The 15,034-nt window shown below is 67.1% G+C and carries 14 protein-coding genes; 10 read left to right on the top strand and 4 right to left on the bottom strand.

Annotated elements, in window-relative coordinates; all coding sequences use genetic code 11:
- Positions 1-74 precede the first annotated feature (74 nt).
- The 3 genes from AC3IT0_RS18150 to proC all read left to right on the top strand — a co-directional run bounded on the left by AC3IT0_RS18150 (position 75) and on the right by proC (position 2,708).
- A complete protein-coding gene (locus AC3IT0_RS18150; RefSeq protein ID WP_489321058.1) occupies positions 75-527 on the top strand; it encodes an SseB family protein in 453 nt (150 codons plus the stop codon).
- Between the two features lie 51 nt (positions 528-578).
- Positions 579-1,559 (top strand): Ppx/GppA phosphatase family protein, encoded by a 981-nt coding sequence (locus tag AC3IT0_RS18145; protein WP_489321057.1) that lies wholly within the window; start codon positions 579-581, stop codon positions 1,557-1,559.
- 315 nt (positions 1,560-1,874) lie between these two features.
- Entirely contained in the window at positions 1,875-2,708 is an 834-nt protein-coding gene (proC, locus tag AC3IT0_RS18140; RefSeq protein ID WP_489321056.1) for a pyrroline-5-carboxylate reductase, read from the top strand.
- A gap of 118 nt (positions 2,709-2,826) precedes the next feature.
- Here proC and AC3IT0_RS18135 read toward each other — a convergent pair whose 3' ends face one another.
- Complete coding sequence (locus AC3IT0_RS18135) at positions 2,827-3,465, bottom strand: potassium channel family protein (protein ID WP_489323839.1); 639 nt, start codon at positions 3,463-3,465, stop codon at positions 2,827-2,829.
- A gap of 40 nt (positions 3,466-3,505) precedes the next feature.
- A complete protein-coding gene (locus tag AC3IT0_RS18130; RefSeq protein ID WP_489321055.1) occupies positions 3,506-4,936 on the bottom strand; it encodes a TrkH family potassium uptake protein in 1,431 nt (476 codons plus the stop codon).
- Between the two features lie 104 nt (positions 4,937-5,040).
- On the opposite strand from AC3IT0_RS18130, the gene AC3IT0_RS18125 reads away from it, so the two are divergent.
- Entirely contained in the window at positions 5,041-6,252 is a 1,212-nt protein-coding gene (locus AC3IT0_RS18125) for an acetoin utilization protein AcuC (protein ID WP_489321054.1), read from the top strand.
- Positions 6,253-6,341: 89 nt separating this feature from the next.
- Positions 6,342-6,884 (top strand): ArsR/SmtB family transcription factor, encoded by a 543-nt coding sequence (locus AC3IT0_RS18120; RefSeq protein WP_489321053.1) that lies wholly within the window; start codon positions 6,342-6,344, stop codon positions 6,882-6,884.
- A 99-nt stretch (positions 6,885-6,983) separates the two neighbouring features.
- On the opposite strand, the gene AC3IT0_RS18115 is transcribed toward AC3IT0_RS18120, so the two are convergent.
- Positions 6,984-8,321 (bottom strand): alpha-hydroxy acid oxidase, encoded by a 1,338-nt coding sequence (locus AC3IT0_RS18115; RefSeq protein WP_489321052.1) that lies wholly within the window; start codon positions 8,319-8,321, stop codon positions 6,984-6,986.
- A gap of 97 nt (positions 8,322-8,418) precedes the next feature.
- Here AC3IT0_RS18115 and AC3IT0_RS18110 point away from each other — a divergent pair, with 97 nt between their 5' ends.
- Positions 8,419-9,138: a FadR/GntR family transcriptional regulator gene (locus AC3IT0_RS18110; RefSeq protein WP_489321051.1), complete on the top strand. Its 720-nt coding sequence runs from the start codon at positions 8,419-8,421 to the stop codon at positions 9,136-9,138.
- 80 nt (positions 9,139-9,218) lie between these two features.
- Here AC3IT0_RS18110 and AC3IT0_RS18105 read toward each other — a convergent pair whose 3' ends face one another.
- Positions 9,219-10,253 carry a LacI family DNA-binding transcriptional regulator gene (locus tag AC3IT0_RS18105; protein ID WP_489321050.1) on the bottom strand — a complete coding sequence of 345 codons (1,035 nt, stop codon included), beginning with the start codon at positions 10,251-10,253 and terminating at the stop codon, positions 9,219-9,221.
- 305 nt (positions 10,254-10,558) lie between these two features.
- Here AC3IT0_RS18105 and AC3IT0_RS18100 point away from each other — a divergent pair, with 305 nt between their 5' ends.
- From AC3IT0_RS18100 to AC3IT0_RS18085, 4 genes are read left to right on the top strand one after another with little or no spacing between them, the layout of a single operon-like run.
- The gene (locus AC3IT0_RS18100; RefSeq protein ID WP_489321049.1) at positions 10,559-11,983 is read left to right on the top strand and encodes a Gfo/Idh/MocA family protein; all 1,425 of its coding nucleotides are present in this window, start codon (positions 10,559-10,561) and stop codon (positions 11,981-11,983) included.
- Positions 11,984-12,013: 30 nt separating this feature from the next.
- Positions 12,014-12,982, top strand: coding sequence for an NAD-dependent epimerase/dehydratase family protein (locus AC3IT0_RS18095; protein WP_489321048.1), 969 nt, complete (start codon positions 12,014-12,016; stop codon positions 12,980-12,982).
- Positions 12,979-13,884: a 5-dehydro-4-deoxyglucarate dehydratase gene (locus AC3IT0_RS18090; RefSeq protein ID WP_489321047.1), complete on the top strand. Its 906-nt coding sequence runs from the start codon at positions 12,979-12,981 to the stop codon at positions 13,882-13,884. Before AC3IT0_RS18095 ends, AC3IT0_RS18090 begins: the two co-directional genes overlap by 4 nt.
- Positions 13,884-14,993: a mandelate racemase/muconate lactonizing enzyme family protein gene (locus tag AC3IT0_RS18085; RefSeq protein WP_489321046.1), complete on the top strand. Its 1,110-nt coding sequence runs from the start codon at positions 13,884-13,886 to the stop codon at positions 14,991-14,993. The genes AC3IT0_RS18090 and AC3IT0_RS18085 overlap by 1 nt, the downstream gene beginning before the upstream one ends.
- Positions 14,994-15,034: the final 41 nt, after the last annotated feature.

The raw sequence follows: 15,034 nt of genomic DNA, 5'->3' as shown, positions 1-15,034 counted from the left end.
GGATTCCTCCCATCCCGGTCCGCATGTCATCCTCGGAATTGCGGTGCTGGGCACAAACGTGGTCGAGTAGATACATGACTGAACAGCCCGGCACAGCCGATCTCACGCCGCTCAACGAACTCGAAGAGAAGCTCGCCCTGGGCGGCCAGCCCGAGGGCAGCCCGGTGGACGTCATCCTGTCCTTCCTCAACAGCGAGGTCTACGTCATCAGCACCGACGGCATCGAAGGGGAAGATTCCCAGGTGGAGCCGCTGGTATTGGCGAACGCCGACGGCGAGCCCGTCCTTGCGGTGTTTTCGCACCCCAGCCGCGTTGACGAGCAGTACCTCGAGGCGGCCCCGAACGTCCTGGGGACCCAGGGTGCAGCCATCATCGCCAACATTGGCGGGGAATTGGGCATGGTGATCAACCCCGGAGCCGCCTACGGTTTCGAGATCAACCCGGAGGGCGTCGCCAACATCAAGCGTGACTTCAAGCGCGCGGATGAGCTTCCGGACGGCGCACCCGAGGACCCTTCCGCAAACTGACTTCTTTGTGCAGGTTGTGAATGAGGGCCCGGGCGGGGGAATAATGGCAGGATGCGGCTAGGCGTCCTCGATATCGGGTCAAACACTGTCCACCTTCTCCTGGTGGATGCCCACCCTGGCGCGCGTCCGGTGCCTTTCGCGTCGCACAAACGGCCCTTATCCCTGGTCCAATACCTGGATGCCGACGGCAACATCACGGGCGAAGGGCAGCACGAGCTGACCGAGTTCGTCCTTGAAGCCTGGGAGTTTGCGGCCAGGCACAAGGCGGACGACCTGCTGGCTTTCTGTACGTCGGCCATCCGCGAAGCCACCAACGGCCCTGCCGTGCTGGCCAGGGTCAAGCACGAAACCACTGTCACCCTGCAGGAACTGACCGGCAGCGAAGAAGCTTCCATGACCTTCTTCGCCGTCCGCCGCTGGTACGGCTGGGGTGCGGGACCCGTCCTGAACCTGGACATCGGCGGCGGCTCCTTCGAAATGGCCTTCGGCCAGGACGAACTGCCCGAAGTGGCCACGTCGGTGCCCCTGGGCGCCAGCCGCCTGACCCGCGACTGGATGGCTGAGGACCCGCCCTCCGCCAAGAGCGTCAAGGAACTGCGCCGGTACATCCGGGCCACGCTGACCCCCGCGGTGAGGCAGTTCGACGGCCTGGGCCGCGCCAACGTTGTGGCCGGAACCTCCAAGACCTTCCGGTCGCTGGCCAGGGTGGCCGGGGCAGCCCCAAGCGCAGCAGGCCCCTACGTGAAGCGCACACTTAACGCCACGGACCTGGGCGTGTGGGCGCAGCGCATTTCAGCCATGAAGTCCGAGGACCGGCTCTTTCTGCCGGGCGTGTCCGAGGCCCGCGCACACCAGCTCCTGGCCGGGGCGCTGGTGGCCGAGGCCGCCCTGGAAATGTTCAAGTTCAAGAAGATCAGGATCTGCCCGTGGGCGTTGCGTGAAGGACTCATCCTGCGCCGGCTCGATCAGCTGGTCTTCGCAGGTCCGCTGGATCCGGCACCGCATATCGTGGAGCCCGCCCCCGCACGGTAGGCGATCGAGGCGTCGCCCGCCTGAGGCCCACCCGCCTGAGACCCGCCTGAAAGAAGCGTTAACGCGAAAGCGCCGGCGTCCGCAGCAGGAAAATGGGGGAAAACCTGCTGCAGACCACCGGCGCCTCGGGCAAACATCCCCATGCTTGCCGCATCACTCGCACCCTCAATGAGGTAATAACTACGTTAGGCGGCGAAGTTGTGTGCAAGCTGCAGCCAACATGGGAGTCCGCTGTGAATCGGTTTCGGCGGGTTCCCGCTTTTTCCGATTCGTTCCATTTCTGCAGCCGCCCACCCGAACTGCAATGATGGAACCATGAGCAACCGAATCGCCTTCCTGGGCTGTGGATCCATGAACGAAGCCATCCTCTCCGGCCTTCTGTCCGCCGGGACCGACCCCGCCGACGTCATAGCCACAGTCAGGCGTGCGGAACGCGCCGAGGAGCTGGCTCTGCGCCACCACGGCATCACTGCCATCGCAGGCGACGAGGAACCGGACAACAACAGGCAGGCGGCCAAGGGGTCCGCCGTCGTGATTCTTGGCGTGAAACCGGTGGGCATCACCGACCTGGCGCGGGAGATCAGCGGCTCCCTGTCCCCGAATTCCATCGTTGTCAGCGTGGCGGCAGCCGTATCGCTGGCGCAACTGGAAGCTGCGCTGCCTCCCGGACAGCCGGTGATCCGCGCCATGCCGAACACCCCTGCCAAGCTGGGGCGCGGCGTCGTGTCCGTCTCACCCGGAACCAACTGCACGCCGGAACAGCTCCAGACCGTCAAGGACATCCTTCGGGCCACTGGCACCGTGGTGGAGGTGCGCGAGGATCAGGTGGATGCGTTGTCGGCCATCAGCGGCTCGGGTCCCGCCTACGCGTTCTATCTGGCCGAGGCCATGGCAGCTGCCGGCGTCGAGCTGGGCCTGGCTCCCGAACTGTCGCTGCTCCTGGCCCGGGAGACAGTCGCGGGCGCGGGCTTTATGCTCGCCGAGCCGGGCGCCGATCCCTCGGCCCTGCGCAAGGGAGTGACCAGCCCCAACGGCACCACCGAACGGGCCATCGCCACCTTCGACGACCGTGGCATTCCGGCCATCATCGCCGCCGGCGCCCGTGCAGCAGCAGACCGCTCGGCGGAGATCACGAGGCAACTGGGCTAGAACTTCTGGTGGAGCGAGATCCAGGGCCCGCCGGGGTTTCGTCCCCACCCGCACCCTAGCCTCGCAAGCTCGGCCAGGGAACCCTGCGGTCGTGGCCCCAAGCTCAACCACCGGAACGCTATGGCCGGGCGGCGAAGCGTTCCAGCAGGTCCACGTGCCCGGACACGATCAGCATGTCGCGGGCGGACACCTTGGTTTCCGGGCGGGCGTAGGTGAAGTCCTCGCCGGGCGACTTCACGCCCACGATCGTCACGCCGTACTTGGAACGCACCTTGGACTCATCCAGTGTGAAGCCCACCGTCTCGCGCGGCGGATACATTTTCACGATGGCGAAGTCGTCGTCGAACTCGATGAAGTCCAGCATGCGGCCGGAAACCAGGTGCGCGGCGCGGACGCCGGCGTCGGCCTCAGGGTAGATCACGTGGTTGGCGCCGATCCGGGTGAGGATCTTGCCGTGGGAGGGCGTGATGGCCTTGACCCAGAGGTGCTCGATGCCGAGGTCCACCAGGTTCACGGTGATCAGCACGGAGGACTCGATCGAGGTGCCCACGCCACAAACGGCGGAGCTGAACTCTTGGGCGCCGAGCTGGCGCAGCGCATCAATGTTGGTGGCGTCCGCCTCCACGACGTGGGTGAGGAGCGGCGCCCACTTCTGGACCAGGGACCGGTCGCGCTCGATCGCCAGCACCTCGCGGCCCTGTTTCACGAGCTGCTCGGCGGTGGACGAGCCGAAGCGGCCCAGCCCGATCACCAGCACCGGGGCGTTGTGGGCGGGGCGGTTGGGGGCGCCTGAGGAATTAGCCAATGATGGGCCTCTCTTCCGGGTAGTGGAACAGCTGGCTGCGTTGGCGCAGTGCCAGTGCAGCAGCAAGGGTGACGGTGCCGACGCGGCCCGCGAACATCAGGGCTGTGAGGACATAAACGCCCGACGGCGGCAGTTCAGCGCTGAGGTTTGTGCTCAGTCCGACGGTGGCAAAGGCTGAAATGGTCTCGAACAGTACGCGGTCCAGGGAAGCGCCGCTGATCTGCAGGAGCACGAAGGCGCAGACGGAGACAAGCGTGGCACCTGCGACAATCACGGAGATGGCCACCCGCATGGTGCCCTCCGGGATGGTCCGGCCGTAGACCTTGACGTCGGTGTCGCCCCGGGCTTCCGCCACGATGGCCAGGAACATCACGGCGATGGTGGTGACCTTGATGCCGCCCGCCGTCGACGCCGAGCCGCCGCCCGCGAACATGAGGGCGTCCGTCAGCAGCATGGTGGTGGATTCCATATGGTTCTGGTCCACAAGGTTGAAGCCGCCGGACCTGGTCATGACGGAGGCAAACAGGGAATGGGTGATCTTGTCGCCAAGATCCATGGGCCCAATGGTCCGGGCGTTGTCCCACTCCATCAGCGCCCACAGCACCGTCCCAGCCGCCAACAGGATGAAGGACACCTGGATGGTCAGCTTGGTGTGGAGGTTCCACTTCTTCCAGTTGAGCCCGTTCTGCTGCAGGACCATCACCACGGGAAAACCCAGGCTGCCCAGGAACACGCCCAGCATCAGGGGAACCAGGATCCACAGGTCCGTCTCGTAGGGCACAATGCCGTCCGAATGCGGCGTGAAGCCGGCATTGTTGAAGGCCGAGATCGAGTAAAAGATGCCGTGCCATACCGACTGCCAGAAGCCTTCGCCCAGCGTCATAAAGCGGGGAATCAGCGCCAGCGCCAGGACGGCCTCGATCACCACGGAAGTGGTGATGACGATCCGCAGCAGCGTACCCACTTCACCCAGCCGGCCAGCGTTCATGGCTTCCTGGGCGATCAGCTTGCCGCGCACACCGAGCTTCTTGCTCACCATGAGGGCCAGCAGCGACGCGAGCGTCAGGGTTCCCAAGCCGCCCACAAAGACACCAACCAGGATGACCAGCTGGCCGAAGAAGGACCAGTGCACCGCCGTCGAAACCACTGTCAGGCCCGTGACACACACGGCGGAAACTGCGGTGAACATTGCCTGGTGCAGCGGCGTGGTTGCGCCCGTGGCGGAGGAAACGGGGAGCGAGAGGAGGAAAGTGAACACCAGGCAGACCGCGCCGAACGCCGTCAGGGCAAGCCGGGCAGGCGAAGTATTGGCGATGTCGTCAATAAAGTCGCGCAGCCTGGTGAAAATCCAGAGCCCTTCGCGCTCCGGTGCGGCGGGGTGCCAGCTGGCCGGGATCCGGGGCCTCGACTGGCGTTCCGTCATGGGTGGCTTTTCCTCGGTAGAAACTGTTTCCTCCAGTAGTAAACCATTATTGCGCCCGTAATGACCGGGCTGGCGCAGTGGCGCCCTCCGGTAGCCTGTCATTGATGACATTCCTGCCCGGTCTCAGCCAGCCCGCGCCGCCAACGATGGTGGTGTGGAATTCGGCCATGACAGCCTACAATTTTGGCCCGGGCCACCCCATGGCTCCGGCACGGCTGGACCTGACGGCCCGGCTTTCCCGCAGCCTCGGCCTGCTGGACCTTGCGCATGTGTCCGTGGAGGCTCCCGAGGTTGCCTCCGATGCCGAGCTGGAAACCGTGCACTCGCCTGAGTTTGTGGCTGCGGTACGCCGGGTCAGCGACGACCCCACCTGCCCGGATGAAGCCCGCGGACTGGGCACCGACGACGATCCGGCCTTCGCCGGTATGCACGAGGCCGCCGCGAGGCTGGCGGGCGGATCGCTGGTCGCCGCGTCCGCCATCCTGGACGGATCCGCGCTGCACGCCGTGAACTTCGGCGGCGGCCTGCACCACGCGGCCCGCGACCGCGCCAGCGGCTTCTGCATCTACAACGACTCCGCGCTGGCGGTCCAGAGACTGCTCGACGGCGGCATCCGCCGTGTGGCGTACATCGACGTCGACGCGCACCACGGCGACGGGACGGAAAGTATCTTCTGGGACGACCCCCGGGTCCTGACCATTTCCCTCCATGAAAGCGGACTCACGCTTTTCCCCGGGACCGGCTTCGCGAACGAGATCGGCGGTCCGCAGGCTGAGGGAACTGCGGTCAATGTTGCCCTGCCTTCGGGCACCGGCGATGCCGGCTGGCTGCGTGCCTTCCACGCAGTGGTACCGCAGCTCGTGGGCGCGTTCCAGCCCGAAGTCATCGTCAGCCAGCACGGCTGCGACTCGCACCGCCGTGATCCGCTGGCCCATCTGAACATCAGTGTGGACGGCCAGCGTGAGGCGTCCACCGCCGTCGGGAATCTCGCGGCCCGGCACTGCGAGGGGCGCTGGATCGCCACTGGCGGCGGGGGGTACAGCGTCACCGACGTTGTGCCGCGCTCCTGGAGCCACCTGATCGCCATCGCCGCCGGGCGCCCCGTTCCGCTCCGGACCGCGGTGCCGGAGGATTGGCGCACATACGTTGCGGACAAGTTCGGGATGGACGCCCCGGGCCTGATGGGCGACGACGTGGAGCTCTGGTGGCGGTCCTGGGAAGTGGGGTTCGACCCCAACGACGCCGTGGACCGCACCGTTATGGCCACCCGGAAAGCCGTTTTCCCGCTGCACGGCCTTGATCCCTGGTTCGACTGATCCCGGGCCGTCCGGCGCGGAAGACGCGGGGCGGTCAGTGGGCGAAATAGTTGATGCCTGGCGGCGTATATGTCGCTAGGGTGGGAGGCATGGTGACAGACGACGTATTTGCCGTCATTGCGGAAGCAACCCGGCGCGACATTTTGGTATCCCTGCGCGCCGGGGACAAGGCAGTGGGCGAGCTGGTGGAGGAACTCTCCGCGAGCCAGCCCACCATTTCCAAGCACCTGAAAGTCCTCCGCGAGGCGCAGCTGGTCAGCATGCGGGCGCAGGGCCAGAAGCGCTACTACGCGCTGAACCCCAAACCGCTTGAGGGGATCGTCAGCTGGCTGGAGACGTTCGACGTCGGCCCGGCAGCCGCCGCTGCCAATTCACCTCGCGCTGCCGGGGAGGCTGACCCCGAGGGAGCCGTGGCTACCCCGCTGCCGGACAACGAAGCTGTCGCCGCCGTCCTCGAGCGCCCGGGCGCCGAACTGAGCCCCGCCGTCGTGATTCCCGGCGGCACCGTAGCCCCGCTCAGCGACGGCACCGTGCCGCAGCAGATCGGCCGCACCGTGGGCCGCGCCGCCACGAAGGCCGCGGACCTGCTGGCCAACCTCCCAAACCTCCCCAAGTTCGGCCGCAAGAAGTAGCCCTTAACCCAACTGACTCGCAGTTAACGCTGCGAAAACGCGTTTTGGGTGCGTTAAATGCGAGTCAGTTGGGTTGGTGGGGTGGAAGTCGGGCGGGGGCTACTTGTTCAGCAGGCGCACGTGGTCCGGGGTCAGTTCGGAGATCTTGCTGACGCCCAGCAGCGCCATGGTGCGGGCCATGTCCTTTTCGAGGATCTGTAGCGTTCGGTCCACGCCCGCCCGGCCGCCGGCCATCAGGCCGTACAGGTACGCGCGGCCGATCAGCGTGAAGTCGGCGCCCAGTGCCAGGGCCGCGATGATGTCCGCGCCGCTCATGATGCCGGTGTCCAGCATGATGGCCGCGTCCGAGTTGTCCTTGGTGAAGGCTTCCTTGACGCCCGGCAGCAGGTGGAACGGGATGGGAGCGCGGTCCAGCTGGCGGCCGCCGTGGTTGGAGAGCACCACGCCGTCGGCGCCATGGTCCACCACCTTGCGGGCGTCCTCCACGGTCTGGATGCCCTTGACCACGAGCTTGCCCTTCCAGGTCTCGCGCAGCCAGTCCAGGTCCTCGAACGTCAGGGAGGGGTCGAACATCGAGTTGATGAGGTCGGCCACCGTGCCGGTGTAGCGGGAGAGCGAGGCGAAGGTCAGCGGCTCGTGCGTGAGGAAGTTGAACCACCACGCCGGGCGGTAGGACGCGTCCAGGACGGTCTTGACCGTCAGTGCCGGCGGGATGGTCATGCCGTTGCGGACGTCGCGGAGGCGGGCGCCGGCGACGGCGGTGTCCACCGTGACCATCAGGGTATCGTTGCCGGCCTTGGCGGCGCGCTCGATGAGTTCCAGCGAGCGGTCGCGGTCCGTCCACAGGTACAGCTGGAACCAGTTGCGGCCGTTCGGGGCGGCGGCGGCCACATCCTCGATGGAGGCGGTGCCCATGGTGGAAAGGGTGTACGGAATGCCGGCGGCTTCGGCTGCCTGCGAGCCGGCGTATTCGCCCTCGGACTGCATCATGCGGGTGAAGCCGGTGGGGGCGATGCCCACGGGAAGCCGGGATGGCTTGCCCAGGATGTCGGTGCTGAGGTCGATGCTGGAGACGTTGCGCAAGATGCCGGGCCGGAACTCGATGTCCAGGAAGGCTTCGCGGGCGCGGCGCAGGGTGATCTCGCCCTCGGCGGCGCCGTCGGTGTAGTCGAACGGGGCCTGCGGGGTCCGTCGCTTTGCCATGTCCCGCAGGTCCCAGATGGTGCTGGCACGCTTCAGCCGGGCTTCCTTGCTGAACTCGGGCTTCTTGAACTGCATCAGCGGGGCCAGGTCCGAGTACTTGGGGATGCGGCGCTTGAGAGCGGCCGGCACCGCTGAAGCGGCCGGCCTCGGCGCCGTGGCGGTAGGGACCGGGATCTCCATGGCGTCCGCGGCCGGGGTGACCTCGGGGTTGTTCGACTGGATGGTGTGGGTCATGGCTGCCTCCGTTGGTTGGCCTGGCACAGGGGGTTCGGGCTGTGGTCTAACCACACTCTAGGCCATGTGGTCCAACCACATCAACTACCATGGCGATATGCGTACGCACCAACTTGTCCTGACGTGGATCGAAAAGCAGCTCTCCGACGGACAGCTCAGCGTGGGCGGACGCCTGCCCGCGGAGCGGACACTCGCCGAGCAGCTAAGCGTGTCACGAACCTCGGTGCGTGAAGCCATCCGGATCCTGGAGGCTATGGGGGTGGTCCGGGCCGGCGTGGGTTCCGGCCCGGAAGCGGGGACGGTGGTGATTTCGGACCCGACGGCCGCGCTCGGCTCGGCGCTGCGGCTCCACGTGGCCACGCAGCATCTGCCCGTGTCCGACATCGTGGAAACGCGCATCCTGCTGGAGACCTGGGCGGCTGCCCGGGCAAGGCCTGACGCTCCGGAGCTGGACCTGGCCGCCACGCTCCTGGGCGAGATGGACGCCGTCGAGCGCGTTGCCCGGACGGCGGACGACTTCCTGGCGCTCGACATCCGCTTCCATCTTGCCCTCGCGGACGCTGCCGGCAATGCCGTGGTCAGCGCCATGATGGGCTCGCTGCGCGAATCAATCCAGGGGTACACCGCCCGGTTTACGGCCAATCTCCCGGACTGGGAGGCCACGGCGTGGCGCCTGCAGGCGGAGCACCGTGACATTCTGGCCGCAATCAGGAACGACGACGGCGCGCGCGCGGCCATGCTGGTGACTGCCCACATCGAGGGGTACTACCGCGAAGCCGGGGTTGGGCGCCCGGCCGCCGAGGCCGGGCCCCAGTAGACGAGTTTTTGTCCAGATATCGTGAGTTGGAGGGCGATTAAGTCGCATTATCTGGACAAAAACTCGGGGGATGGGGCGGCTCAGCCGTGGGCCGCAGTACGCGGCGCCTTGGCGGGGCCGCTGCTGGCCCTGATTTCCAGGCGCGGCTGGTACCGGCTGCCCGGGGCGTCGTGGTCTTCCTTGCGGATGAGTGCCCGCAGTTCGCGCCAGGCCTGGCCGCCGAGTTCGGTAATGGGGACCGCCGCGGTGGTCAGGGTGGGTGTGGTGTAGCGGGCGAACGGGATGTCGTCGAAGCCGGTGACGGAAATGTCGCCCGGAACGTCCACGCCGCGTTCGTGCAGTCCGCTCATCAGGCCCATGGCCACGAGGTCGTTGAAGGCCAGGATGCCGGTGGCGCCGCAGGCCAGGACCGAGTCCACTGCCCCGTGGCCGGTGTCGAAGTCCGAGCCGCCGTCGAGCATGGTGACGTTCACCTGGGGGTGCCGGGCCTTGAACGCCTCCAGGCCCTCGAGCCGGAGGCCGTTGGAGGCGCTGCCGGCCGGACCGGACAGGAAGGCCAGGCGCGTATGGCCGAGGCCCACCAGGTGCTCGGCGAGGTCCTGGACCCCCTGCCCGTAGTCCACCACGAGGCTGGGAATCCCGGCAGCCGCCGTCGTCCGGTTGATCAGGACCAGCGGGTGCAGCGACGGCGCGATTTCCTCGAGCTCGGCATCGCTCATGCGCGGGGCGCAGAGCACCAGGCCGTCGCAACGCCGGCGTGCCTCGCCGGCCAGGATGGCTTCCTCGCTGGAGACTTCGAAGGAATCGGCGATCAGGACGCGGTAGCCGTCCTCCGCAGCGGCCCGGCTCAGGCCGCGCAGGATCGCCTGGAACGTGGGGTTGGCGAGGTCCGGCACCACAATGCCGATGGTGTCCGTCTTGCCCAGCGCGAGGCTGCGCCCCACGGGATTGGGCTGGTATTTAAGCTCGACGGCGGCCGCCCGCACCCGTGCCGCGATGTCCGGGTCCACGGTGAAGTTGCCGTTCATGACGCGCGAAACAGTGGCGTGCGAAACCCCTGCCTTCACGGCAACGTCCGCAATGCCGATCCTGCCGGTTGCCGATTTCCTGGCCATGGCCCTGCCTTTCTAAAGTCCCGGTCCCCGTTACCGGCGCCCGTGGGACAGCATATAACGCTCTCGGAAACCGGTTTCCATCTGTTCGGCGCGCCGGATGACGGCTGTGCCGCCGCCGAAACGAACCCCTCAGCCAGAAAACGCTTTCTCTTAGAGAGGATAAGGGTTGACGGGACCGCGCGTCTATTGATAGAAATCATGTAGCGGCACTGAGAAAACGCTTTCTCGCTTGCCGGCACCACCGCCCAGCGCACCACCAGCGGCCGCAGCACGGCCGAGTATTGAAGCCTTCGAAAGGGACCCTCATGGTCAACACAGCCGAATCGAGTTCTGCTACCGCTGCCTCCACTTCAGCACCGGAGCCAGGCACGCGTACCAAGGCCCGCATCGCCCTCATCGGCACCGGTGGCCGCTCCGAGATGTACATCCGGGCCATCTTCGGCAAGCACGCTGATACTGCGGAGCTGGTGGCTTTCTCCGACGTCAACCCCGGCCGTGTGGAGTTCTACCAGAAGCTCATCCAGGAACTCGGTGCGCCCGGACCCGTCGCGTCCTTTGTCCCCGCCGGCCTCACCGCCTTCATCCAGGCCAATAACATCGACCGCGTTGTGGTGACCACGCCGGACTACACCCACGCGGACTACATCGTGGAGGCACTCGAGGCGGGGGCCGACGTCGTCGTCGAAAAACCCCTCACCATCGACGCCGAAGGCTGCCGCCGCATCACCAAGGCCGTGGCAGAAACCGGCCGCAACGTGGTGGTCACCTTCAACTACCGCTACTCGCCGCGCAACAGCGCCCTGAAGGAAATCATCCAGAGCGGCGTGATTGGCAAGGTCACCTCCATCGACTTCAGCTGGGTCCTGGACACCGTCCACGGCGCCGACTACTTCCGCCGCTGGCACCGCGAAAAGAAGAACTCCGGCGGCCTGCTGATCCACAAGGCATCCCACCACTTCGACCTGGTCAACTGGTGGATCAACGACGTCCCGGAGCGCGTGTTCGCCTCCGGCGGCCTCAAGTTCTACGGCGACGAGAACGCCGCCGAGCGCGGCCTGGGTCCCCGCCCGGAACGTGGAACGCCCGACGCCGGCACTCCCGCCGCCGTCGAAAAGGATCCGTTCGCGCTGGACCTGCGGGAGGATGAGCGCCTGAAGGCCCTGTTCCTGGACAACGAGCACTACGACGGCTACCGCCGCGACCAGGACGTCTTCACCGGCGGCATCACCATCGAGGACAACCTGGCACTCGTGGTGGAGTACCAGGGCGGCCCGCGCCTGAGCTACTCCCTGAACGCCCACAGCCCGTGGGAGGGCTACCGCGTGGCCGTCAACGGCACCGAGGGCCGGGCCGAACTCGAAGTGGTGGAACGCGCCGCCGTCCTCAACAGCACGGACAAAAAGACCGTGGTGGACCCCAGTGCCACCCCCATCGAGGAGGAGGACGGCGTCCGCCGCAACGGCGAACGCCTCGTTGTCCAGCGCCACTGGGAAGCAGCCTACGAGGTTCCCATCGTCAACGGCGCGGGAGGCCACGGAGGTGGCGACGACCTGCTCCTCTCCGACCTCTTCAACGGTCCCGGCGAGGATCCGCTGGGCCGGCCGTCCGGCTACCTCGACGGCCTCCGCTCCGTGTCCGTGGGCATCGCCGGCAACCTGTCGCTGGAGTCCTCCCTTCCCGTCCGCATCGAGGATCTCCACCTCGGCGTAGACCTTCGCCGCGGCGCCTAGTCCGCCGCCCGAATTCCCAAAGGAACCAACATGAGCAGGATCTTTGTCACCGGCGGCTCCGGCCGGCTGGGACGCAGCGTGGTGGCGGGGCTCGCGGAAGCGGGCCACGAGGTCATCTCCGTGGACCGCGACGCCATCCCGGCGGACCAGCTGCCGGCCGGTGTTGTGCAGGTAACCGGCGACCTTCTGGCCCCGGGCGAGGCGTTGCGCCTCCTCCGGGAAACCAGGCCCGACGCCGTCATCCACCTCGCCGCGATCGCCGTTCCGTTCAGCGCGCCGGAGGACGTCATCTTCGCCACCAACACCCGCCTTGCCTACGCTGTCATCAGCACGGCCACGGAGCTGGGGATCGGCAAGATCGTCACCGCGAGCAGCCCCACGGTGCTGGGCTACGGGTCGCCGGCCGGTTGGCTGCCGGACAGCTTCCCGCTGGATGAGCGCACCACACCGAAGCCCTGGAACGCCTACGCGCTGTCCAAGCTGATTGCCGAGCAGACCGTCCAGATGTTCGCCGCGGCGCAGGGTCCGAAGATCCGGTACGCCGCCTTCCGCCCGTGCTACGTCATCTCACCGGAGGAATGGGAAGGCGCGCCCACGCAGCAGGGCCACACCCTGGCCGAACGGCTGGCCGATCCCGCCCTGTCCGCGCCGGCGCTGTTCAACTACGTGGACGCCCGCGATGTGGCCGACTTCCTGGAGGTGCTCCTGCAGAAGATGGACACCATCCCGAACGGGGAAACCTTCTTTGTGGGGGCGGCGGATGCCCTGGCCATCGCTCCCGTGGCTGAGCTGATGCCCCGCTTCCTGCCCGGAAGCGAGGCCCTGGCCGCCGGCCTCACCGGGACCAGCCCCACGTTCTCCATCGACAAGGCCCGTGAACTGCTGGGCTGGGAACCCAAGCGCAGCTGGCGGACCGAACTGAAGACAAACCCCAACCTCATCGACGAGACATCCGCCGCGCTGGTCACAGCCGGAGCCGGATCCAAGGAGACCTCATGAAATTCGACGGCGTTCTGTTCTTTCCCGTCACCCCGTTCACGCCGGAAGGCACCGTTGATGTGGAGCTCCTCAAGGAGCACATCGGCTCGCGGCTTCCGTTCGGACCCGGCGGCGTGTTTCCCGCCTGCGGCACCGGTGAGTTCCATGCCCTGAGCATCGACGAGGTGCGCACCGTGGTGACCGCCGCCGTCGAGGTTGTAGTCGGCAAGGTGCCGGTGGTCGCCGGAGCCGGCGGGCCGCTGGGGCACGCCCTTGCTGCCGCTCGGGCTGCCGAGGAAGCCGGCGCCGATGCGCTGCTGGTCCTCCCGCCGTACCTGGTCACCGGACCCACCGACGGCCTGGTGGCGTATATCGAGGCAGTGGCGGACGCCAGCAGCCTCCCGGTGATCGTGTACCACCGCGGCAACGCCAGGTTCACTGCCGCCTCCATGGTCAGGCTTGCCGCCAACCCCAAGGTGATCGGCTTCAAGGACGGCCTGGGCGATGTTGGCCTGGCCCAGGAGATTGTGTCCGCGGTCCGCGCCACGGGACGGACGGACTTCGCGTTCTTCAACGGGCTCCTGACCGCCGAACTGACCCAGGGCGCCTACCGGGGCCTGGGTATTCCGCTGTACTCTTCGGCGGCGTTCGCCATGGCACCGGAGATCGCCACGGCGTACTACGACGCGTACATTTCCGGTGACGAGGACCGCCGCAACGCCCTGCTGGAGGGTTTCTACGCTCCGCTGGTGCGGCTCCGGGACCAGACCCGCGGCTTCGGTGTCTCGCTGGTCAAGGCAGGCCTGCGGCTGGGCGGACTTCCTGTTGGTCCGGTCCGGCCGCCGCTGGTGGACCCCACCGAGGACCAGCTCGTCCAGCTGAAGTCCATCCTGGCCAAGGGCTACGAGCTGGCTGGCCGCTGATGAGTGCGCCCGCGCTCGATTCCGTCCGGACCGTACCGCTTATCACCGGTCTGTCCACCCGGCTCCTAACCGTCCCGCTGCGTCGCAGCTGGGGAGTGGAAGCCCCGGAAAACCACGTGATCGTCACGGAGATCCAGACGGACGACGGCGGCGCGGGGCACGGTTTTTCGTGGACACCCACCATCGGCCCGCAGGCCGTCAAAGCGCTCCTCGACCACGACATCGCCCCCTTCGTGACAGGGCTGCCCGCCCATCCCGAGACGGTCTGGGACGCGTTGTGGAAGCGGCTGCATGAGGCCGGCGGCGGGGGACTGACCACCATCGCGATGGCCGGCGTCGACCTTGCCCTCTGGGACCTCCAGGCACGCCGCGCCGATAGTTCAGTGACGGGCCTGCTGGGCCAGCGGCAGCAGTCTGCCGAAGTGTACGGCTCCGGGGTGAACCTCCACTACACGCTGGAGGAGCTGGTGGCCCAGGCCGAGCGCTGGATTGCCGCGGGTCACCGGGCGGTCAAGATCAAGGTGGGCAAGCCCGATATCCGCGAGGACGCCGAGCGCGTGGCGGCGGTCCGGTCCGTCCTCGGCCCGGACCGCAAGCTGATGATCGACGCCAACCAGCGGTGGGACCTGCCCACCACCTTCAAAGCCTTGGACGTCCTCGCGGAATACGGCCTGGAATGGCTCGAGGAGCCCATCCGGGCGGACGACCTCTGGGCCTACCGCAGGCTGCGGAAGCATTCGCCCGTGCCCATCGCCCTGGGCGAAAACCTGCACACGATCTACCGTTTCCGCGATTTTATTGAGGCGGAGGCGGTGGACATCATCCAGCCGAACATCATCCGGGTAGGCGGCATCACGCCGTTCCGGCGGATCGTGGAGCTGGCCCGGACCAACAGCATCCGCGTGATGCCGCACCTGCTGCCGGAACTGTCCGGGCAGCTGGCCCTTACCCTGGCGGAGCCCACCCTGGTGGAGGACGTGGAGGACGCGTCCTTCGAACAGCTGGGCATCCTGGCGGGGCCGTCGCCGGTCCGCTTCAGCAACAGCCGCGTGACGCTCACGGACCAGCCGGGACTGGGTTTCCGGTTCACGGACAGCCCGCAGGGCTGACCTGCACAGCGTGATGACCGCAGACACGACAACTCCCGACG

It is taken from the genome of Pseudarthrobacter sp. KH_020_B, assembly GCF_057840185.1.
The sequence above is the reverse complement of the archived record's forward strand: the minus strand, read 5'-3'. Positions and strand labels throughout refer to the sequence as shown.